Here is a 21,162-nt window from a genome sequence, read left to right as displayed (position 1 = left end):
GGGATGCTTTCCTGTCAGGGCTTAGGATTCGCGGTCCGACCGCCGCACGGCATGCAGGCGGCGCTTGCCCCCCGCGGTGTCGCCCGGATCCTCGACCGGGGCCGTAATGCCGGGCGCCGCGGGCTGGGGCGGGACCGGCGCGGACGGATCCGGCACCGGGGCATCACGCTTTGCCTCCTCGCGCGGGTTCAGCGGGTCCCATTTTTCGAACCGCTCGGTGGCGCGTTCAAGCGCGTCCAGACCCAGGCTGCGCTTGGAGGTCAGCGAGTTCACTTCCTTCAACGACTTCGCCGCCTCGTCCAGGCCCGAGGATTTCGCCGCATCCTCCATGGCGCTGGTGAATTCGCGCGCCATGCTGCGCGCGCGCGCGGTGATGCGGCCCATGGTGTGGAACAGCTTGGGCAGGTCCTCGGGACCGATGACGATCAGCGCAACGACGCCGATCAGCAGAAGCTCGCTCCAGCCGACGTCAAACATGGTGCGGTTGGCCGATCAGAGCTTGGTCTGATCGTTCGGCGTCACGTCGCGCAGCGTGCCGTCGGCCGTGGTGCGGGCGCGTTCGGCATCCAGCTTGGCGCGCTCGGCCGCCAGTTCCGCGCGGGCGCGGGCGATGTCTTCGGGCGTGTCAAGGGCGGGCGTCTCGGCCTTGTCCTCTTCCGCGCCGTCCTTGACGCCTTTCTTGAAGGCGGTGATTCCCTTGCCGACCTCGCCCATCAGGGACGAGACCTTGCCCCGGCCGAACAGGACCAGGACGACGATTGCGATCAGCAAAAGCGCCATGGGGGAAGGTGCGTGCATCGTGATACCTCCGTGGCACGGCATTTCGCCGCGCATAGCATAGATTGTTCCGATATAGGCGCCGCCGGCCCCGCGGGAAACCCCCAAACGCGTGATCGGCCTACCGCAGGACGATCCGCCGGTCCATACTGCGCCCACCATGGACAGCACCCAGATCATCAGCGCCTTCGTCACGCTTTTCGTCGTCATCGACCCGGTCGGGCTGGCGCCTCTGTTCATCGCGCTGACCCGCGGCATGGCCCCTGCCCGCCGCCGGCGCGTAGGCTGGCGCGCCATCGCCATCGCCGCCGGGCTGCTGACGCTGTTCGGCCTGGCCGGAGAAGCGATCCTGTCGGGCATCGGCATCTCGCTGCCGGCCTTCCGCATCGCGGGAGGGATCCTGCTGTTCCTGACCGCGCTCGACATGCTGTTCGAACGCCGGACCGAGCGGCGCGAAGGCCAGACCCGGGACGACCCCGGCCACGACACCCACGACGATCCGTCGGTCTTTCCGCTGGCGACGCCGCTGCTGGCCGGCCCGGGGGCGCTGGCGACGATGATCCTGCTGGTGAACGAGGACCCGGGCCTTGGCCACACGCTGATGGTGCACCTGGTGATGCTGGCGGTGCTGGGCATCGCGGCGATGCTTTTCGCGCTGGCCGGCCCCTTGGCGCATCTGCTGGGCCGGACGGGAACCATGGTGGTCACGCGGCTGTTCGGGATGCTGCTGGCCGCACTTTCGATCCAGTTCGTGATCGACGGGCTTAAGGGATCGGGGCTGTTCTGATGGGCGACGTCCTGGGCCGCATGGCCTATCTGGTGCTGCTGCTGGTCGCCGTCGGGGGCTTTCTGCTGTTCGAACTGCGCGCCCGCCCCGGCAAGACGCTGCGGCTGGCGGCAGCCTGGGCCATGATCTTTCTGGGCGTGATCGCGCTCGCCGGGCTCTGGGGCGACATCCGGCAGACCGTCGCCCCGCAGGCCCGGATGCTCGAAGGGGGCCGCATCGAGGTCCCCATGGGCGGCGACGGCCATTTCCACCTGACCGCGCGGGTGAACGGGCAGCCCGTGCGCTTTGTCATCGACACCGGCGCCACCACCATCGCCTCGGCCGAGGACGACGCCCGCCGCGCCGGCATCGACCCCGACAGCCTGGCTTTTGTCGGACAGGCGCGCACCGCGAACGGCATGGTCCAGACCGCCACCGTCATGCTCGATTCGCTGACCATCGGCGAGATCGCCGAGTACGACGTGCCGGCCGTGGTCCTGCGCTCGGACCTCGACCTGTCGCTGATGGGCATGTCCTATCTCTCGCGCTTTGCCCGCGTCAGCATCGAAGGCAATCGCCTGATCCTGGAACGCTGACAGGCTTCTTTCTTGCCCAAATATCCTGGGGGGAGCGGCTTGCGCCTGCGCAAGACGCGGGGGGCAAAGCCCCCCATGCGGCCCTACTGCTTGCGCTCCCAGCGCCCGCCGGCCTCGGACCAGTATTCCGCATCCGCCCCCTCGGCCTTCAGCGCGCGCCACTGCGCGCGGGCGCGGTCCAAGGCCTCGGGGTCGTTGCCGTCGAACAGGATGCAGGCGCGCTCCAGCACCGCGACCTCGGCACCCGACACCTGGGCGCCGTCCACCGCGATCAGGCAGCGCGCCGCATTGGCGGCGGGCTGGCCCTCGACGGTCAGCAGGACGGGCTGGCGCGCATCATGCGGCCCGCCGGCCAGGCCGTGGGGCAGAAACCCCTCGTCCAGCCAGAGCGCTTCGTCCAGCGCGACCTGGCGCGCGCGATCCCTGCCCCGCAGCTCGATCCGCCAGCCGGCCTGCAGGCTCTTGCCGATCAGCATCGGCAACAGCCGCTCGGGCCCCGAACGGGTCAGGTGATAGAACAGGGCCGAGCCCATCAGCCCTGCGCCTGATCGGCGGGGCCCGCCGCCTCGAAATCGTCGCGCACCAGACGATCCAGCGCCATCACGCCCCAGCCCGTCGCGCCCTTGGGCGCCATCGGCGTCTCGCCCGGCGGCAGCGCCACGCCGGCGATGTCGAGATGGATCCAGGGCGTGCCTTCGCGCACGAAGCGTTGCAGGAACTGCGCCGCGGTGATCGAGCCCGCCGGCCGGCCGCCGGTGTTCTTGATGTCGGCCAGCCGCGAATCGATCAGCTGTCGTAGGACGGGCCCAGCGGCAGCCGCCAGGCGCCCTCGCCCTCGGCCCGCGCGGCCGCCAGGAATCGGTCGGCAAAGGCGTCGTCGTTGGAAAACACCCCGGCGTTGTCGTGCCCCAGCGCGATGATGACCGCGCCGGTCAGGGTCGCCAGATCGACAATGGCCCTGGGCTTGAAGCGGTCCTGCGCATACCACAGCACGTCCGCCAGCACGAGCCGGCCCTCGGCATCGGTGTTGATGACCTCGATCGTGTCGCCCTTCATCGAACGCACGATGTCGCCCGGACGCTGGGCGCGGCCGTCGGGCATGTTCTCGACCAGCCCGACCAGGCCCACGACATTGGCGCGCGCCCGGCGCAGGGCCAGGGTGCGCATGACGCCGGCGACCACGCCCGCGCCTCCCATGTCCATGGTCATCTCCTCCATGCCCGCCGCGGGCTTGATCGAGATGCCGCCGGTGTCGAAGACGACGCCCTTGCCGACCAGCGCCAGCGGCGCCTCGTCCCCGCCGCCCTGCCAGCGCATGACGACGACCTTCGAGGGGCTTTCCGAACCCTGCCCGACCGCCAGCAGGGCGCGCAGGCCCAGCCGGGCCAGCTCGTCCTCGTCCAGCACCTCGACCTCCAGGCCCAGCTCGCGCATCGCCAGCAGCCGGTCGGCGAAATCGCTGGTGGTCAGGACGTTCGCGGGCTCGTTCACCAGGTCGCGGGTAAAGAACACGCCCTCGGCGCGCGCCGCGCCGGCCCTGGCCTTGCGGGCCAGTTCCTCGGGGTCCTTGTGCATGAAGCAGACCTTGCCACGCGGCGTCACGCCGGGCGCGGCGCCGGTTTCGGGTTCGTCCGGGGTGGCGGCGTCGGACAGCCGCGCATCCTCGGCCGCGCCGGTGCGCGACAGCGACACCGGCGGTTCGGCCGGCAGGTCGCCGCCGGCGGCCGGCTCGGTCCTGGCGGTCTTGTAGGCCGAGAAATCATAGGCCCGCAGGGCCAGCCCCAGCGCGACCTCGGCCGCATGGGGGTGATCGCCCGCCAGCACGGTCAGCTCGGCCTTGCCGTGGCGCGCGCCGATGGCGGCGCCGGCCTTGCGCGCGGTCAGCGCGTCGGCGCGGCGCGGCAGGGCGATCAGTTGCAGCGCCTCGGCGGCCATGCCGGCGGGAAAGGCCAGTTCCAGCGCCTGGCCGGGCTTCGTGCCCTTCCACGCCTCCGAGGCCAGCGCCCGCGCCGCCGCCTCGCGCGCGGCGCGCGGCAGGCCCGAAGGCAGGCGACCGTTTTCGGGAACCAGGATGGCGATCCGCCCCGCGCGCTCGGCAAGCCCCTCGCTTGCGATGGCGGTAAAGGATATTTCGACCGGACGGCTCATGCTCGTTGCTCCCTGAAAGGCTCTGTCGGCGAAAACTAGTGCCGCGGCGGGCGGTTGACCAGAGGCGGGGCTTTTCCAAAGCCGGCACAGCGGCTAAGCAGGCCGGACAGACCCCGCGCGAAAGCCATCATGCCCCGGATCGACCGCTATCTTCTGTCGCAGTTCCTGACGTTGTTCGGGTTCTTTGCGCTGGTGCTGGTGTCGGTCTACTGGATCAACCGGGCCGTGTCGCTGTTCGAGCAGCTGATCTCGGACGGGCAGACCGCGCTGGTCGTGCTGGAGTTCACGGCCCTGACGCTGCCGCTGGTGATTTCCGTCGTCCTGCCCATCGCGGCCTTTGCCGCCACCGCCTATGGCACCAACCGGCTGTCGTCGGAATCCGAACTGGTGGCGATGCAGGCGGCGGGCATGTCGCCTTGGCGGCTGGCGCGCCCGGTGCTGGTCTTTGGCGTGCTGGTCGCGCTGATGGTGGCGTTCCTGGTCCATGCGCTGGTGCCCTTGGCGCGCGGCCGCCTGGCCGACCGCCAGACCGAGATCGCCCAGAACGTCACCGCGCAGTTCCTGCGCGCCGGCGCCTTTCAGTACCCGGTCGACGGGGTGACGCTTTACATCAGGGACATCGCGGCCGACGGCCGTCTGCTGGACTTCTTCCTTGAGGATGCGCGCAACCCCCGGAACCAGACGACCTACACCGCCACTCAGGCCCTGCTGGTCAGGACCGAGGACGGCCCCCGGCTGGTCCTGATGCAGGGCATGGCGCAGAACCTGCGGCTGGAAGGCGGGCAGCAGCGACTGTCGGTGACGCGCTTCGACGAGCTGGCCTATGACCTGGGCATCCTGGTCCAGCCCGGAGAGACGCGGCGGCGCGACCTGCGCGCCTATTCGACGCCCCAGCTTCTGCGGGGCGACGCGGCGCTGCTCGAGGCAACCGGATCGACCGCCGACCGCGCCGCGGCCGAGGCACCGAAGGGGCCACAGACGCCCTCAGCGCCGCTTTGTGGCCCGCTGAGCGGCTCAAGACCCCTGCTGTTCCTGCTCGACGAGTTCGCGGCGCTTTGGCGTCTGGAGGCAGGTGGTCTGGGCGGTGCTGGCGCTGATCTTCGTGCAGTTCCTGGGCACGGCGGCGGAAAGCCAGGTCGCGCAGGATGCCTCGCGCTGGCCGCTGATCTATCTGCCGCCGCTGGTGGGGGCGCTGATCTGCGCCGCCGTCCTGTGGCTGGCCGCCCGGCCCCGGCGGCTGCGGCGCGGAGCCAGCCAGACCAGCGGGGCCGCGCCATGATCCTGTCCGCCTATGTCGCGCGCCGCTTCCTGCGCATGTTCGTCATGATCGCCGCGATCTTTGCCGCGATCCTGTTCCTGATCGACGTGGTCGAACAGATCCGCCGCTTTTCGGACCAGGACATGGGGCTGATCGGCGCGGCCGGCCTGTCGGCGCTGAACATCACCGCAAGCTCTATTCCATCCTGCCGCTGATCACCGTGCTGGCGGGCATCGCCCTGTTCCTTGGCCTGTCGCGCAGTTCCGAACTGGTGGCGATCCGGCCTCGGGGCGGTCGGGGCTGCGGGTGCTGGCGGCACCTGCCGTCACCGCGGCGCTGCTGGGCGCGCTTGCGGTCGCGGTCCTGAACCCGATGGCGGCGGCCACGACGAAGCGCTACGACGCCGCCGTCTCGGCCATCCGCAGCGACCACGGCCAGACCGTCAGCCTGGGCAACAGCGCGGTCTGGCTGCGCCAGTCGCTGCTGACCCCCGGCGCGGGGAACGACGCGCCCCGCGGCCAGGTGGTGATCCGCGCCAGCCGCGCCAGCCCGGACGCGACGACGCTTTACGACGCGACCTTCATGGTCTTTGCCCCCGACCAGGGCCCCACCCGCCGCATCGACGCGGCCGAGGCGCGGCTGGCGGACGGCGCCTGGCAGCTGAGCAACATCAAGGAATGGCCGCTGACGGAATCGAACCCCGAGGCGATGGCCCGCAGCACCGCCCGGCTGGAACTGCCGACCGAACTGACCGCCGCGCGCATCCGCGACAGCTTCGGCCGCCCCGAGGCGATCCCGATCTGGCAGTTGCCCGATTTCATCGGCGGGCTGGAGCGCGCGGGCTTTTCGGCGCAGCGCCACAAGGTCTGGTTCCAGATGGAACTGGCCCTGCCCCTGCTGATGGCGGCCATGGTGGCGATCTCGGCCGTCTTCGCCATGCGCCACATGCGCGGGCGCAAGATGGGGCTTCTGGTGCTGGGCGCCTTTGGCTGCGGCATCGGGCTGTTCTTCCTGCGCAATCTGGCGCAGGTGCTGGGCGACAACGGCGGCATCCCTCCGGCGCTTGCCGGCTGGGCGCCGCCCATCGTGGCGCTGCTTTTTGCGCTTGGCGCGCTTCTGCGGCTGGAGGACGGTTGATGACGGCAGGACCGCAACGGTTTCGGCAGGGCGCCGCCGCGGCGATGGGCGCGGCCTGGATGCTGGGGGCCTCGGCCGCCTGGGTGCCGGGCTGGGGGCAAAGCCTTGCGCCCGAAGGCCAGACCCTTCCCGTCTATGACGACTCGGGCGATTTCCTGCGCGGTTCGGACAGCGGGCCCGCGCTTGCCCCCACGGAATCGCCCGACGGCGACCAGCGCTTTGCCGACGGAACCGAGGCGAGCCAGACCCCCCGCATCGCCCCGAGCCCGGCCCGCGTGCGCATCGCGCCCTCTGCCGAGCCGGCCGAAGGCGCGCCCGCGACGGTGCTGGCCGACAGCGTGACGCTGGACGGGGACCGGCGGCTGACGGCCTCGGGCGGGGTGGTGATCTGGTACCGGGGCACGCGGCTGATCGCATCGCGCGTGATCTATGACAGCCAGAACGGCGGCGCGGTGATCGAGGGGCCGATCCACCTGACCCAGCCCGCCCGCCGGGGCACGCCCGACGAAACCATCGTCGTCGCCGACAGCGCCCAGCTTGACCCGAACCTTCAGGACGGCATCCTGCGCGGTGCGCGCCTGGTGCTGGCGCGCGAGATGCAGCTGGCCGCGCGCCAGATGCAGCGCAAGGACAACGGCCGGCTGACCGTGATGCAGAACGTCGTCGCCTCAAGCTGCCAGGTCTGCGCCGAAAATCCGATTCCGCTGTGGGAAATCCGCGCCCACGCCATCACCCACGACGCACAGACCCGCACGCTGCGCTTCGACCAGCCGCAGTTGCGCGCCTTTGGCCTGCCCATCGTCAGCCTGCCCAGCCTGACTGCGCCCGATCCCACGGTCGAACGGATGACCGGCTTTCTGCAGCCGCGCTTTCGCACCACATCAAGCCTGGGGCCGGGCATCAAGCTGCCTTATTTCGTCACGCTGGGCGATCATGCCGACGTGACGCTGACGCCCTATGTCGCCGCGAGCCGCACCTCGACCCTGGAGATGCGCTATCGCCAGGCGTTCAGCAACGGCGCGCTGGAGCTGAACGGCGCGCTGACCCGCGACGACATCGAACCCGGCGAGACGCGCGGCTATCTGTTCGGCGCGGCGCGCTTCGAACTGCCGCGCGGCTATCAGCTGGGCGTCCAGCTGCAGATGGCCAAGGACCGCGCCTATCTGCTGGACTACGACATCACCGACGCCGACCGGCTGTGGAGCGGGATCACCCTGGACCGGGTGGTGCGCGACCGGATGGTGACGGCGCGGATCGGCAATTACGAATCGCTGCGCGACGACGAACCCGACGACATCACGCCCTCGATCGTGGCCGACGCCCTGTGGCAGCGGCGCTGGCAGCCGGGCCGGATCGGCGGGCTGGCCAGCATGGAATGGTCGCTGCACGCGCACCGCCGCTCGTCCCAGCAGGACATCGTCGGCCGCGACATGGCGCGCGGCTCGGTCGCGATGGACTGGCAGCGGACCGAGATCCTGCCGATGGGCGTCGTCGGCACAATCGAGACGCGGCTGGACGCGGATTTCTATCGCATCAATCAGGACAGCCGGTACGAGGACTGGGTTGCCCGCGCCGACCCGACGCTGGCCGCGCAACTGGCCTGGCCCTTTGCCCGCCACCAGGACGGCGTCACCCAGATCATCGAGCCGATCGTGCAAGTCGTCTGGTCGCCCGAACGCGATTCCGAGGACGAGGTGCCGAACGAGGACAGCCGCCTGATCGAGTTCGACGAAGGCAACCTGTTCTCGCTGAACCGCTTTCCGGGCTGGGACGCGCGGGAATCGGGGCTGCGGGCGAATGTCGGCCTGGGCTGGACCCGGATCGACCCGGCGGGCTGGTCGCTGGGGCTGACGGCGGGGCGGGTGCTTCGCAGCCAGCCCGACCTGTCCTTCGACGGGACCGGGCCCCTGGGGTCGAAAAGCTCGGACCGCGCTTCTCGGCCAACGGCCAGGGCTCGAACGGGCTGGCGCTGGTCAACCGGGCGCTGTTCGACGACAGTTTCTCGACAGCCGGAACGAATTGCGGCTGGGCTGGCTGAAGCCCGGACTTCAGCTGTCGGCGGGCTATCTGTGGCTGGATTCGAACCCGCGCGAGGAGCGTTTCCAGGATGTGTCGGAACTGACCGCGACGGCGGGCTGGCAGATCGCGCAGGGTTGGTGGGCCAATGCCGAGGCGCGCTATGATTTCACCGCCGACCGCGCCCAGAAGGCCGAACTGGGCGTCGAATACCGCAACGAATGCATTACCGTCGAAATGTCCGTCGAGCGGCGCTTCACCTCGACCGAGACGCTGTCGGCGGACACGAGTTTCGACCTTGGCATCCGGCTGGGCGGCTTCGGCCAGGGAACGGCAGGTCCGGGAACGGTGGCGCGCCGCGCCTGCCTGCGCTAAGGTCCGGCCAAACAAGCGGCGAGGGAGCTGATGCGGCGAATTTTCCTGGGGGCGGCCATGGCCGCGATTCTGGCGGGCACGGGGTTCGTGCCGGGTCCGGGCACGCTTCCGGCGCTGGCGCAGGCCGATCTGTTCCGGCCGGTGGTCTTTGTGAACGATTCGGCCGTGACCCGGTACGAGGTGGACCAGCGCGTCCGCTTCATGCAGTTCCTGCGCGCGCCCGACGTCGACGCGGCGGCCGCGGAAAAGGCGCTGATCGACGACCGGCTGCGGACATTCGCCGCCAAGCAGGCCGGCATCGACGTGTCGGACGAAGAGGTCAACGCAGGGCTCGAGGAATTCGCGGCGCGCGGCAACCTGAGCACCGACCAGTTCGTGCAGGTGCTGGCACAGAACGGGATCGACCGGCAGACGTTCCACGATTTCATCGTCTCGGGGATCCTGTGGCGGGAATTCGTGCGCCAGCACCTGATCGGCCTGGTGCGCGTCACCGACGCCGAGGTCGACCGCGAAATGGGCCGCATCATCGCCACGCCCCAGGTCACCAGCGTGTCGCTGTCGGAACTGATCATCCCCGCCCCCGCGGGACAAGAGGCGCAGGCCAACGCGCTGGCCGAACGCATCGTGGCCCAGACCCGCAGCGAGGCGGATTTCGCCCGCTTCGCGCAGCAGTATTCGGCAACCCCCTCGGCCGAGCGCGGCGGCCGCCTGCCCACGACGCCCTTGGCAAACCTGCCCCCGGCGCTGCGCCCGATCCTGCTGCAGATGCAGCCCGGCCAGGTCAGCCAGCCCCTGCAGGTCCCGGGCGCGGTCATCCTGTTCTATCTGCGCGGCACCCAGGGCACCCTGCGCCCGGGCGCCGAGGAGCAGATTCTGGACTATGTCCGTTTCCGCCTTGCCGACCGGCAGGATGCCGCGCGCATCGCCGCTCTGTCGGATACCTGCGCGGACCTGTTCGACCATGCCCGCGGCCTGCCGCCGGAACAGATCCAGCGCCAGAGCCTGCCGCAGGGCCAGATCCCGACCGGCGACGCGATCCGGCTGGCGGTGCTGGACGACAACGAATCCACCCTCATCACCGAGGGCGGAGCCGCCGTCACCCTGCTGATGCTGTGCAAGCGCACGCCGGCCCTGCTGGCCAATGCCCCGCCCCGTCCGGTCGCGACTGCGCCGGGCGAGGAACCGGCCCAGCCCGACCCGGCGGCCCTGCCCGCGCGGGAAGAGGTGCGCAACCAGATCTTCAACCGCAAGGTCGGGCAGGCCGCGGAAAGCCATCTGGCGGAACTGCGCGCCAATGCGATCATCCGCCGGCCCTGAGGCAAGGCCGGGCCGAAGCCTTTCCCGTTGTCGATTGGCCTCTGGACCGATGGCAGCGCCCATGGACGACCCGGGACATCTGGACAGGAACCCATGCAAAAGCCGCGCCCCATCATCCTGACCTGCGGCGAACCGGCCGGCGTCGGACCCGAGCTTGCGCCCAAGGCCCTTGCCGCCGGTGTGCCCTTTGTCTTTCTGGGCGATCCGCGCCATCTGCCCGCCGGAACCGCCTGGGCCGAGGTCCACGATCTGCGCGAGCCGGTCGCGGCGGGTGTCCTGCCCGTCCTGCGCCATGATTTCGCCGCGCCGGCCGTGCCGGGTCGCCCCGATCCGGCCAATGCGGCGGGCGTCGTCGCGGTCATCGCCCGCGCCGTCGATCTGGCGATGCGGGGCGAGGCGGGCGGCATCTGCACCCTGCCGATCAGCAAGGAGGCGCTGAAGCAGGGCGCGGCATTCGCCTTTCCCGGCCATACCGAATATCTGGCCCATCTGGCTGGGAATGTGCCCGTGGTGATGATGCTGGCCTCGACCGCCGTCGAGCCGCCCTGCCGGGTGGTGCCGGTGACGATCCACATTCCCCTGTCCGAGGTGCCGCGCGCCCTGACGCCCGAGGTGCTGGAACAGGCGGTGCGCATTACCGACGCTGCCTTACGCCGGGACTTCGGCATCGACATGCCCCGCCTGGCAGTGGCCGGGCTGAACCCCCATGCGGGCGAAAACGGGGTCATGGGGACCGAGGAGATGGCCTGGATCGCCCCCCTGATCGCGCGCCTGCGCGCCGAAGGGCTTGACCTGGCCGGGCCGCTGCCGGCCGACACGATGTTCCATGCCCCGGCACGGGCGCGCTACGACGCGGCGCTTTGCGCCTATCACGACCAGGCGCTGATCCCGATCAAGACGCTGGATTTCGCCGGCGGGGTGAACGTGACGCTGGGCCTGCCGTTCGTGCGCACGTCGCCCGACCACGGCACCGCCTTTGACATCGCAGGAAAAGGCCTGGCCGAGGCCGGCAGCGTCATCGCCGCGCTGCGCATGGCCTGGGACATGGCCGGGCGGCGGCAGGCATGAGCGCGATCGACGGGCTGCCGCCGCTGCGCGAGGTCATCGCGCGCCACGACTTGCGGGCGAAAAAGCAGTTGGGCCAGAACTTCCTGCTGGACCTGAACCTGACCGCCAAGATCGCCCGCGCCGCCGGCGACCTGACCGGCTGCGATGTGATCGAGGTCGGCCCCGGCCCCGGCGGCCTGACCCGGGGGCTGCTGGCCGAAGGCGCGCGCCGGGTGCTCGCCATCGAAAAGGACGACCGCGCCCTGCCCGCACTGGCCGAGATCGCCATGCCTATCCGGGCCGGCTGGAGGTGATCCACGGCGATGCGCTGGAAATCGACCCGCTGGCGCATCTGACGCCGCCGATCCGCATATGCGCCAACCTGCCCTACAATGTCGGCACCGAGTTGCTGATCCGCTGGCTGACGCCACCGCAATGGCCGCCGTTCTGGCAATCTCTGACGCTGATGTTCCAGAAGGAAGTGGCCGAGCGCATCGTGGCCCGGCCCGGCGGCAAGGCCTATGGCCGGCTGGCGGTCCTGGCGCAATGGCGCAGCGACGCGAAAATCGTGATGACCCTGCCACCCGAAGCCTTCGTGCCCGCGCCCAAGGTCCATTCCTCGGTCGTGCATCTGACCGCGCTGCCCGAGCCGCGCTATCCCGCCGATGCGGCGGTGCTGAACCGGGTGGTGGCGGCGGGCTTCAACCAGCGGCGCAAGATGCTGCGCGCCTCGCTGAAAGGGCTGCATCCGGCGATCGAGGACCTGCTGGTCGAGGCGGGGATTGCCCCCACCGCGCGGGCCGAGGAGATCGGGCTGGAACAGTTCTGCGCGCTGGCGCGGCTGTTGGCCGCCGCGCCGCGCTGATTCTTATTCGCCCGAGGCTTTTTCCGCCGCGGGCTTTTCGGCCGAGGCGGCAGGCTTGCGCCGCGGCGGTGTGTCTCGACCACCTGCCGAACTTCTGGCGCCTCATGCGGCTGAACGCCGGGGACGCTTCCTCGGCGGCGATGCCAAGCGCCCAAGTGCTGATGCATACGACCACATTGAAAGGTCGGCCGGTTGCGGCGGCTGTGCGCGGGATGCGGCTTCGGGGGCCGGTTCGGGACGCGCGGTGGATTCCGGCGTATCGACCGGACCGGCCGCCTCTTCGGTGGCGATCACCGGAGGCAGGCCCAGTTCCGGCTGCGGCTCGGGTTGGCGCTCGGCGCGGGCGGGCTGGCGGTCCTCGCGCGGCTCACGCTGTTCCCGCGCCTCGCGATTGCTGTCGCGCCGATCGTCCCGGCGGTCGTCGCGGCGCTGCTCGCGGCGGTTTTCGCCCCGGCCCTCTTGGCGGTTTTCGCCCCGGTCGCCGCGATTGTCGTCGGCGCGTTCGGCACGGTGGCCGTTCTGGCCGCTCCACGACTGGCCGGACTCGCCCTGATGGCCGTCGTCGCGATCCTCGTCGCGCGGCTGGCCGTTCTGGTGGCCCTGGCGCTCGGCCTGCTCGCGCTGCGCCTCGCCCAGCATCCGGGTATAGTGTTCGGCGTGCTGAAGGAAGCTCTGCTCGGCAACCCGGTCGTTCGACAGCTGGGCATCGCGCGCCAGCGTCAGGTACTTTTCAATGATCTGCTGGGGCGTGCCGCGAACCTTGCCCTCGGGACCCGAGGAGTCGAAAACGCGGTTGACCACGTTCCCAAGCGTGCGTTGGCGGTTCGACTTGTTACGCGAACGGGATTTGGATGATCTCATCAGCTTATTGTCAATTGGTGGCACGGCTACAGGCCGGCTCTGGTTGGGGTCATATCGTGCAGCAGGTGCCAGTTCAGAAGCGGAGCTAAGCCCGATATCCCATTTGACCGATGAAGGCTGAGGGCAACTGACCCGTGCGTGGGCGGCTACGCCCCCGTCACACCGTTCACTAAGCATCCCCAGACCGGGCTGACAAGCGCTTTTTTCGATTTTTTGCCGGAATCTGCCCGCGGTCGGCGGATCAGCGCGGTTTGCGGCCCGAAACCACGCGGTCGCGGCCATCCAGGTCCTGACGCAGCGTCACCTGCACGAGCCCGGCCGCCTGCATCAGCGCGGATACGGCGGCACCCTGGGTCGGGCCGATCTCGACCATCAGCCGGGCGCCGGGGGTCATATGGGCCGGGGCGCCCGCCACGATGGCACGATAGGCCGAAAGCCCGTCGGCTCCATCGGTCAGCGCGCCCGCCGGTTCCCAGTCGCGCACCTCGGGCGACAGATCGGCCATCTCGGCCTGCGCGATATAGGGGGGATTCGACAGGATCAGATCATACCGACCGACGACGGCCGAGAACCAGTCTGACCGGAGGAAATCCGCGCAGACGCCTGACGTTTCAGCATTTTCACGCGCCACTTCAAGCGCCGCGACCGAAATGTCGGTGCCCGTCCCCCTGGCGCCCGGCCGCTCGGCCAGGACCGAGATCAGGATCGCCCCCGTCCCGGTGCCCAGATCCAGCACCGTGCCGAAGGGCTCCTCTATGGCGGCAGCGACCAGGGTTTCGGTTTCGGGGCGCGGGTCCAGGGTGTCCCGGGTCACGCGGAATTCGTGTTTCCAGAAGGCGCGGCGGCCGATGATCTGGCTGACGGGCTGGCGCGCGGCCCGAGCCGCGATGGCCGCGCGATAGGCGGCTTCCGCCGCATCGGGCAGCGGCAGGTCAGCGCCTCGCGCAGGCGATGCCGGGGCACGGCCAGGGCGTGTTGCAGCAACAGCCGGGCGTCACGTTCCGGCTCCGGCACGCCGGCGGCCTGCAACACCGGAACGGCGGCGCGCAGCATCTCGTGCCCGGTGGGCATCAGCCCTCCTGCATGGCCAGCCGGGCGGCCTGGTCATGGGCGATCAGCGCGTCCGTGATTTCGGTCAGGTCGCCCGCCATGATCCGGTCCAGCGCATAAAGCGTCAACCCGATGCGGTGATCGGTCATCCGGCCCTGCGGAAAGTTGTAGGTGCGGATGCGTTCCGATCGGTCGCCCGAGCCGACCTGGGACTTGCGGTCGGCGGCGCGTTCGGCATCGGCGCGGCTTCGCTCCTGATCGTAAAGCCGGGCGCGCAACACGGCCATGGCGTTGGCGCGGTTCTGGTGCTGGGACTTTTCGCTGCTGGTCACGACGATCCCGGTCGGCAGGTGGGTGATGCGCACCGCCGAATCGGTCGTGTTGACATGCTGCCCGCCCGCGCCGCTGGCGCGCATGGTGTCGATGCGGATGTCGCCTGCGGGAATGTCGATATCGACCTCGGCCGCCTCGGGCAGGACGGCGACGGTCGCGGCGCTGGTGTGGATGCGGCCGCCGGATTCGGTCTCCGGCACGCGCTGGACCCGGTGCACGCCGGATTCGTATTTCAGCCGGGCAAAGACGCCCTCGCCCTCGATCCGCGCGACGGCCTCGCGCACGCCGCCCAGTTCGGATTCCGACAGCTCCAGCAGCTGAAAGGTCCAGCCCTGCGATTCCGCATAGCGGCGATACATGGTCAGCAGATCGCCCGCGAACAGCGCGGCCTCGTCCCCGCCGGTGCCGGGGCGGATCTCCAGGTCGCGGGCCGGGCGTCGGCCGCGTCGCGCGGCAGCAGGGCGATGCGCAGCCGCTGCTCCAGGTCGGGCAGCAGGCCGCGCAGGCGCGACAACTCGTCCTCGGCCAGCTCGCGCATCTCGGCATCGGCCAGCATGGCCTGCGCCTCGCGGATGCCGTCCTGCGCCGCGCGCCACTCGGCGATCTGGGCGACGACGGGCTTCAGTTCGGCATATTCGCGGCTGATCCGGGCGATTTCGTCGGCCGAGGGACCGGCGTTCAGGCGCGCTTCGAGAAACTCGAAGCGCTGGGTGATCTGAGACAGGCGTTCGGCGGGAAGCATGGGTGGGAATTAGCCGCGAAGCCGGCAACCCGCAAGCCGGAACGGCATCGCGCCCCGCGGCATGGCGCGGGCGGGGCGCGCCGGGTTCAGCCCCGCGCCTCGGCCTTGGCCTGCAGGCGGCGGGCGTGCAGAACGGGTTCGGTATAGCCCGAGGGCTGCATCCGGCCCAGGAACACCAGGTCGCAGGCGGCCTGGAACGCAACCCCGTCATAGCCGGGCGCCATCGGGCGATAGGCGGGATCGCCGGCGTTCTGGCGGTCGACGACCTCGGCCATCTTGCGCATGGCGTCCATGACCTGGCTTTGCGTCACCACGCCGTGGTGCAGCCAGTTCGCCAGCGACTGCGCCGAGATGCGCAGCGTCGCACGGTCCTCCATCAGGCCCACATCGTGGATGTCCGGCACCTTCGAGCAGCCGACCCCCTGGTCCACCCAGCGCACGACATAGCCCAGGATGCCCTGGCAGTTGTTTTCCAGTTCGCGGGCGATTTCCTCGTCGCTGTAGTTGCGGCCCTGAGCCAGCGGGATGGTCAGCAGGTCCTCCAGTCGCGCCGGACGCTTCAGCGCCTCGATCTCGGCCTGGCGGGCGTGAACGTCGACCTTGTGGTAATGCGTGGCGTGCAGCGTGGCTGCCGTGGGGCTGGGCACCCAGGCGGTGTTCGCGCCGGCCATCGGATGGGCGATCTTTTGCGCCAGCATGTCGGCCATCTTGTCGGGAATCGCCCACATGCCCTTGCCGATCTGGGCCTTGCCGGCCAGGCCGCAGCGCAGGCCGATGTCGACGTTGCGGTCCTCATAGGCGGAAATCCAGGGCTGGCCCCGCATCTCGCCCTTGGCAAGCATCGCGCCCGCCTCCATCGAGGTGTGGTATTCGTCGCCGGTGCGGTCCAGGAAGCCCGTGTTGATGAAGGCCACGCGGTGTTTCGCGGCGCGGATGCATTCCTTGAGGTTGGCGCTGGTGCGGCGCTCCTCGTCCATGATGCCCAGCTTGACGTGTTGCGGGGCAGGCCCAGCACATCCTCGACAAAATCGAAGATCTCGACGGCGAAGGCCACTTCCTCGGGACCGTGCATCTTGGGCTTGACCACATAGATCGAGCCGGTGACCGAATTGCGCGGCCCGTCCTTCTTCAGGTCGGGCATGGCGCAGAGTGTCGTGACCATGGCGTCCAGAAGCCCTTCGAACGCCTCGTTGCCCTCGCGGTCCAGGACGGCGGGCGTGGTCATCAGATGGCCCACGTTGCGCACCAGCATCAGGGCCCGTCCCTTGGCCGTCGCCGTGGCGCCATCGGGCGCGGTGAAGGTCACGTCCGGGTTCAGGCGGCGGGTGAAGGTCTTGCCGTTCTTCTCGACCTCTTCGGCCAAGGTGCCGTCCATCAGGCCCAGCCAGTTGCCATAGGCGAGCGTCTTGTCGGCGCCATCGACGCAGGCGACGGAATCCTCGCAATCCATGATCGCGGACAGGGCGGATTCGATCACCAGGTCGGCGATCCCGGCCTTGTCCTGCTGGGCGACGGGTTTCGAGGGGTCGATGACCACGCGGATCAGCAGCCCGTTGTTGCGCAGGAAGATGTCGCTGGGCTTGCCGGCCTCCCCGATGTGACCGACGAATTTCGCCGGATCGCGCAGCGCCGGGATCAGCGCGCCGTCCGCAACCGAAAGCCCGTCGATTGCGGCCCAGGACCCTTCGGCCAGCGGCACGGCCCCGTCCAGGAAGTCGCGCGCCCAGGCGATGACGCGCGCACCGCGTTCAGGGTCATAGCCCTTGGCCTGCGGCAGGTCGCCCATGGCGTCGGTGCCGTAAAGCGCGTCGTAAAGGCTGCCCCAGCGGGCGTTCGCCGCATTGATCGCGTAGCGGGCATTGGTGATCGGCACGACCAGCTGCGGCCCCGCGATGCTGGCGAATTCGGGATCGGTTTCGGGCGTCTCGACGGTGAAGTCCTCGCCCTCGGGCACCAGATAGCCGATCTCGGTCAGGAAATCGCGATAGGCGCCCGCATCCGCCGGCTCGCCGCGGCGGGTGATGTGCCAGCCGTCGATCGCGGCCTGCAGCGCGTCGCGCTTTTCCAGCAGCGCGCGGTTGCGGGGGCCGAAGTCGTGGATCAGCGTCGAGAGACCCTCCCAGAAGCGCCGGGGCTCGACCCCGCTGGCGGGAAGCGCCCTTTGATTGATGAAATCCGCAAGCACTTCATCGACCCGCAATCCGGCCTTTTCCACGCGACCCATCGCGATCCCCTTCCTTAGTTCTCTGTCGGCAGTTCGGTGCACGGTGGTATGCCAAACCCTGGTGATTGACAACTCCGGCCACTTTATACCGGGCGTATAATCTGATTTTTCGAAAAATAAAAGAACCGCCGCCCGGGATGGGCGGCGGCCGATGCATGTCCCGCGCCGTCAGTTGCTGGCAGGGGGCGTGGTGGTCGTGCCGGGGGCCGGCGTCGCCGGCGTTGCGGGTTCGACGCTGATCGCATCGCCCACGGCATCGCCCGCGTCGCGCGCGGCTTCGCCTGCCGCATTGGCGGCGTCGGTCGCGGCATCGCGTGCCTGACTGGCCGCGTCGCTGGCCGCCTCGGCCGCGTTGTTCGCGGCATTGCCGGCGGCGGTCCCCGCCGCATCGACAGCGTTGCCGGTGGCAGTCGCCGCGTCCTCGGCGGCATCGCGGGCCGCATCGGCGGCATTTCCGGCAGCGGCGTTGGCATCCTCGGCGGCGTTGCTCGCGGCAGTGCCGGCGCTGCTGGCCGCGCTGCTTGCGGCGTCGGCCGCGTTGCTGGCGGCGCTGGCCGCGTCATTCGCGGCGGCGTCGGCGGATTCGGCCGCATCATTGGCCGCATCGGCGGCGGCGTCCGCGGCAGGCGCGGTCGTGGTGCCCGCAGGCGCCGCCGTCGTGTCCGTGGCGGGCGCAGTGGTGGTGGTCGCGGCGGGTTCGTCGCCAGTCGTCACCTCGTTGCGGTTCATGAAGTATTGCAGAACGAAATAGGCAATCGCCAGCGCAAGCAGAATACCGATGATCAGCGGCAAGGGCGACGCGCGCTTTTCGACGGGCGCGACATAGGTCTGGTTGACCTGCCCCGGGCGGGCGGGGTCCACCGGATCCACGCGGTTGGGATCGTTCGGGTCGATATTTGACATCTCGCTCTCCTCTGTATGTCCCCCGGATCCTGGGCGGTAAGGCGAAGCGGGCGGCCGCATCCCGCCGCGGCGATCCACCCGGCTTGCGACCCGGCTATCTGGCGTCTAACTGTTGAGTTTCCGCACAAGTTCCGTGCGTTGTCGTTTTTATTCCCGCAGGCCGAGGTGCCCCATGACCGCCACCCGATCCCTCGCCGACTGGCGTCCCTATCCGTTCCAGATCACCGAAACCCGGCTGGAGTTCGACCTGGCGCCACGCGGCACGCGGGTGCGCTCGCGCATCGCGTTTCGCCGCCAGGGCCCGGGCGACCTGGTGCTGGACGGCGCCGGGCTGCGCACGCTGGCGCTGTCGGTGGATGGCAAACCGCTTGATCCCGCGCTGATCGACGCGGCGAACGAACGGCTGGTCGTGCCCGACCTGCCCGACGCCTTCACCTTTCAGGCCGAGGTCGAGATCGACCCCGAGACCAACACCGCGCTGGAGGGGCTGTATCTGTCCGGCGGCATGTTCTGCACCCAGTGCGAGGCCGAGGGGTTCCGCCACATCACCTGGTATCCCGACCGGCCCGACGTGATGGCATCCTTTCACGTCACGATCAATTCCGATCAGCCGGTGCTCTTGTCGAACGGCAACCCCGGGGAAAGCGCCCCCGGCCGCGCCGTCTGGCACGATCCCTGGCCCAAACCGGCCTATCTGTTCGCGCTGGTGGCGGGCGATCTGCGCGCGGTGTCCGACCGCTTCACGACCGCTTCGGGTCGCGATGTCGCGCTGAACGTCTGGGTCCGTCCCGGGGACGAGGGGCGCGCCGGCTATGCGCTGGAAAGCCTGATCCGCTCGATGCGCTGGGACGAACAGGTCTATGGCCGCGAATACGACCTGGACGTGTTCAACATCGTCGCCGTCGACGATTTCAACATGGGCGCGATGGAGAACAAGGGGCTGAACATCTTCAACTCCAAGCTGGTGCTGGCGACGGCGGACACCGCGACCGATGGCGATTACGAGCGCATCGAGGGCGTGATCGCGCACGAGTACTTCCACAACTGGACCGGCAACCGCATCACCTGCCGCGACTGGTTCCAACTGTGCCTGAAAGAGGGACTGACGGTGTTCCGCGACCAGCAGTTCACCGCCGACATGCGCAGCCCCGCGGTCAAGCGCATCCATGACGTCCAGACCCTGCGCGCCCGTCAGTTCCGCGAGGATGCCGGGCCGCTGGCGCATCCGCCGCGCCCCGATCACTATCAGGAAATCAACAACTTCTACACCGCCACCGTCTACGAAAAGGGCGCCGAGGTCATCGGCATGCTCAAGCGGCTGGTGGGAGACGAGGGTTATGCCTCGGCGTTGGACCTCTATTTCAAGCGCCACGACGGCCAAGCCTGCACCATCGAGGACTGGATCGCCGTGTTCCAGGACGCCACAGGCCGCGACCTGACGCAGTTCAAGCGCTGGTATACGGACGCCGGCACCCCGCGCCTGTCCCTGGTCGAGGAATGGGACGCGGGCACGCTGACCCTGCACTTCCGCCAGGAAACCGCCCCGACGCCCGGTCAGGCGGAAAAGCCGCCGCGCGTCATCCCCATCGCCCTGGGTCTGATCGGCCCGAACGGAGACGAGGTGCTGCCGACCACGGTGCTGGAAATGACCCAGGCGCAGCAGAGCTTTGCCTTCGAGGGCCTGGGCGCGCGCCCGGTCGTGTCGCTGCTGCGAGGATGTTCCGCGCCGGTGACGATTTACGCAACACAACCCCGCAGGCATCGACGCTGCTGCTTGCGCGTGCTCCAACACCTTGCGCGCTGACAGGCGGCCACAATCTGGCGCTGGACCGCTGCTGGCCGGAACCACCGGGACCGCAGGCGGGGCCGAGTTCATCCAGGCGCTCGGCGGCGTTCTGGACCAGGCCCAGGCCGATCCCGCCTTCGCCGCGCTGTGCCTGTCCCTGCCCGGCGAGGAGGAGGTCGCGACAACACTGGCCGCGCGCGGTGCGACCCCCGACCCCGACGCGATCCACGCCGCGCGCGAAGCCTTGGCGGCGGCGCTTGCCCAGGCGCATCAGCGCGCCCTGGCCCGGCTTTACGATGCCATGGCATCCTTTGGCCCCTATCGCCCCGATGCCGAGGGCGCGGGCCGGCGCAGCCTGCGGCTGGCCTGCCTGGGGCCGCTGTCGCGGCTGGATGGGGGCGCCCGGGCCAAGGCGCTGTTTGCCGATGCCACCAACATGACCGAACGCCAGGGGGCGCTGGAACAGTTGGTGACGCTGGGCCGCGACGCCGAGGCGCTGGCCGATTTCGCCCGCGACTTCTCGGACAACCGGCTGGTCATGGACAAGTGGTTCATGGTCCAGCCGCTGCGCAGCCCGCCCCGTCAGGCGGCGGCCCGCGCCCACGCCCTGGCGGCCCGCCCCGATTTCGACTGGAAGAACCCCAACCGGTTCCGCGCCCTGATCGGCGGGCTGACCGCGAACCATGCGGGCTTTCACGCGGCCGACGGCTCGGGCTACGACTTCGTGGCCGAGTGGCTGATGCGCCTCGACCCGGTCAACCCGCAGACCGCGGCCCGGATGTGTTCGGCCTTCGAGACGATCTCGCGCTATGACGCGGACCGCCGCGCCCGGGCGCGCGCCGCGCTGGAACGGCTGGCTGCCCTGCCGGGGCTTTCGCGCAACACATCCGAGATGGTTACGCGCATCCTTGCCGGTGCCGGCTAGGGCCGCAAGAACCGCCCTTGCGGCGGCCTTGCGGGC

The 21,162-nt window shown here is 69.7% G+C and carries 10 protein-coding genes and 9 pseudogenes; 10 read left to right on the top strand and 9 right to left on the bottom strand.

What is annotated here, in order from left to right:
* Positions 1-21: 21 nt before the first annotated feature.
* Positions 22-477, bottom strand: coding sequence for a Sec-independent protein translocase protein TatB (gene tatB, locus DPM13_RS17190; RefSeq protein WP_112888482.1), 456 nt, complete (start codon positions 475-477; stop codon positions 22-24).
* 138 nt (positions 478-615) lie between these two features.
* Positions 616-798: pseudogene (locus DPM13_RS27765) on the bottom strand (twin-arginine translocase TatA/TatE family subunit); the annotation flags it as partial.
* A gap of 139 nt (positions 799-937) precedes the next feature.
* Here DPM13_RS27765 and DPM13_RS17180 point away from each other — a divergent pair.
* Both DPM13_RS17180 and DPM13_RS17175 read left to right on the top strand, forming a co-directional pair.
* The gene (locus DPM13_RS17180; protein ID WP_112888481.1) at positions 938-1,564 is read left to right on the top strand and encodes a MarC family protein; all 627 of its coding nucleotides are present in this window, start codon (positions 938-940) and stop codon (positions 1,562-1,564) included.
* Positions 1,564-2,139 (top strand): retropepsin-like aspartic protease family protein, encoded by a 576-nt coding sequence (locus DPM13_RS17175; RefSeq protein ID WP_112888480.1) that lies wholly within the window; start codon positions 1,564-1,566, stop codon positions 2,137-2,139. Before DPM13_RS17180 ends, DPM13_RS17175 begins: the two co-directional genes overlap by 1 nt.
* 83 nt (positions 2,140-2,222) lie before the next feature.
* Here DPM13_RS17175 and DPM13_RS17170 read toward each other — a convergent pair whose 3' ends face one another.
* Complete coding sequence (locus tag DPM13_RS17170; protein WP_112888479.1) at positions 2,223-2,672, bottom strand: DNA polymerase III subunit chi; 450 nt, start codon at positions 2,670-2,672, stop codon at positions 2,223-2,225.
* Positions 2,672-4,287 (bottom strand): annotated as a pseudogene (locus DPM13_RS17165) (leucyl aminopeptidase). Before DPM13_RS17165 ends, DPM13_RS17170 begins: the two are co-directional and overlap by 1 nt.
* A 129-nt stretch (positions 4,288-4,416) precedes the next feature.
* Between DPM13_RS17165 and lptF the strand changes: the two are divergent.
* From lptF to rsmA, 7 genes and pseudogenes are all read left to right on the top strand, one after another.
* Positions 4,417-5,566: pseudogene (gene lptF / locus DPM13_RS27445) on the top strand (LPS export ABC transporter permease LptF).
* Positions 5,563-6,682 (top strand): annotated as a pseudogene (gene lptG, locus DPM13_RS17155) (LPS export ABC transporter permease LptG). The pseudogenes lptF and lptG overlap by 4 nt, the downstream one beginning before the upstream one ends.
* Positions 6,682-8,865 (top strand): LPS-assembly protein LptD, encoded by a 2,184-nt coding sequence (locus DPM13_RS17150; protein ID WP_223252127.1) that lies wholly within the window; start codon positions 6,682-6,684, stop codon positions 8,863-8,865. Before lptG ends, DPM13_RS17150 begins: the two are co-directional and overlap by 1 nt.
* Entirely contained in the window at positions 8,792-9,073 is a 282-nt protein-coding gene (locus tag DPM13_RS24115) for a hypothetical protein (protein ID WP_223252126.1), read from the top strand. Before DPM13_RS17150 ends, DPM13_RS24115 begins: the two co-directional genes overlap by 74 nt.
* 57 nt (positions 9,074-9,130) lie before the next feature.
* The gene (locus tag DPM13_RS17145; RefSeq protein WP_262983173.1) at positions 9,131-10,390 is read left to right on the top strand and encodes a peptidylprolyl isomerase; all 1,260 of its coding nucleotides are present in this window, start codon (positions 9,131-9,133) and stop codon (positions 10,388-10,390) included.
* Between the two features lie 93 nt (positions 10,391-10,483).
* Positions 10,484-11,458 (top strand): 4-hydroxythreonine-4-phosphate dehydrogenase PdxA, encoded by a 975-nt coding sequence (pdxA, locus tag DPM13_RS17140; protein WP_112888477.1) that lies wholly within the window; start codon positions 10,484-10,486, stop codon positions 11,456-11,458.
* Positions 11,455-12,302, top strand: a pseudogene (gene rsmA / locus DPM13_RS17135) (16S rRNA (adenine(1518)-N(6)/adenine(1519)-N(6))-dimethyltransferase RsmA). Before pdxA ends, rsmA begins: the two are co-directional and overlap by 4 nt.
* 102 nt (positions 12,303-12,404) lie before the next feature.
* Here the strand turns inward: rsmA and DPM13_RS17130 are convergent.
* From DPM13_RS17130 to DPM13_RS17110, 5 genes and pseudogenes are all read right to left on the bottom strand, one after another.
* The gene (locus DPM13_RS17130; RefSeq protein ID WP_189654933.1) at positions 12,405-13,163 is read right to left on the bottom strand and encodes a DUF4167 domain-containing protein; all 759 of its coding nucleotides are present in this window, start codon (positions 13,161-13,163) and stop codon (positions 12,405-12,407) included.
* Positions 13,164-13,404: 241 nt separating this feature from the next.
* A pseudogene (gene prmC / locus DPM13_RS17125) lies at positions 13,405-14,234 on the bottom strand (peptide chain release factor N(5)-glutamine methyltransferase).
* A pseudogene (gene prfA / locus DPM13_RS17120) lies at positions 14,234-15,288 on the bottom strand (peptide chain release factor 1). Before prfA ends, prmC begins: the two co-directional pseudogenes overlap by 1 nt.
* A gap of 86 nt (positions 15,289-15,374) precedes the next feature.
* Positions 15,375-17,512, bottom strand: a pseudogene (locus tag DPM13_RS17115) (malate synthase G).
* Between the two features lie 168 nt (positions 17,513-17,680).
* Complete coding sequence (locus tag DPM13_RS17110; protein ID WP_112888476.1) at positions 17,681-18,415, bottom strand: hypothetical protein; 735 nt, start codon at positions 18,413-18,415, stop codon at positions 17,681-17,683.
* 172 nt (positions 18,416-18,587) lie between these two features.
* Here DPM13_RS17110 and pepN point away from each other — a divergent pair.
* A pseudogene (gene pepN, locus DPM13_RS17105) lies at positions 18,588-21,126 on the top strand (aminopeptidase N).
* Positions 21,127-21,162 lie beyond the last annotated feature (36 nt).

Source organism: Paracoccus mutanolyticus (genome assembly GCF_003285265.1).
In the GTDB taxonomy this organism is placed as follows: Bacteria; Pseudomonadota; Alphaproteobacteria; order Rhodobacterales; family Rhodobacteraceae; genus Paracoccus; species Paracoccus yeei.
Note: the sequence above shows the minus strand (reverse complement) of the source record. Positions and strands in the feature narration are given on the sequence as shown.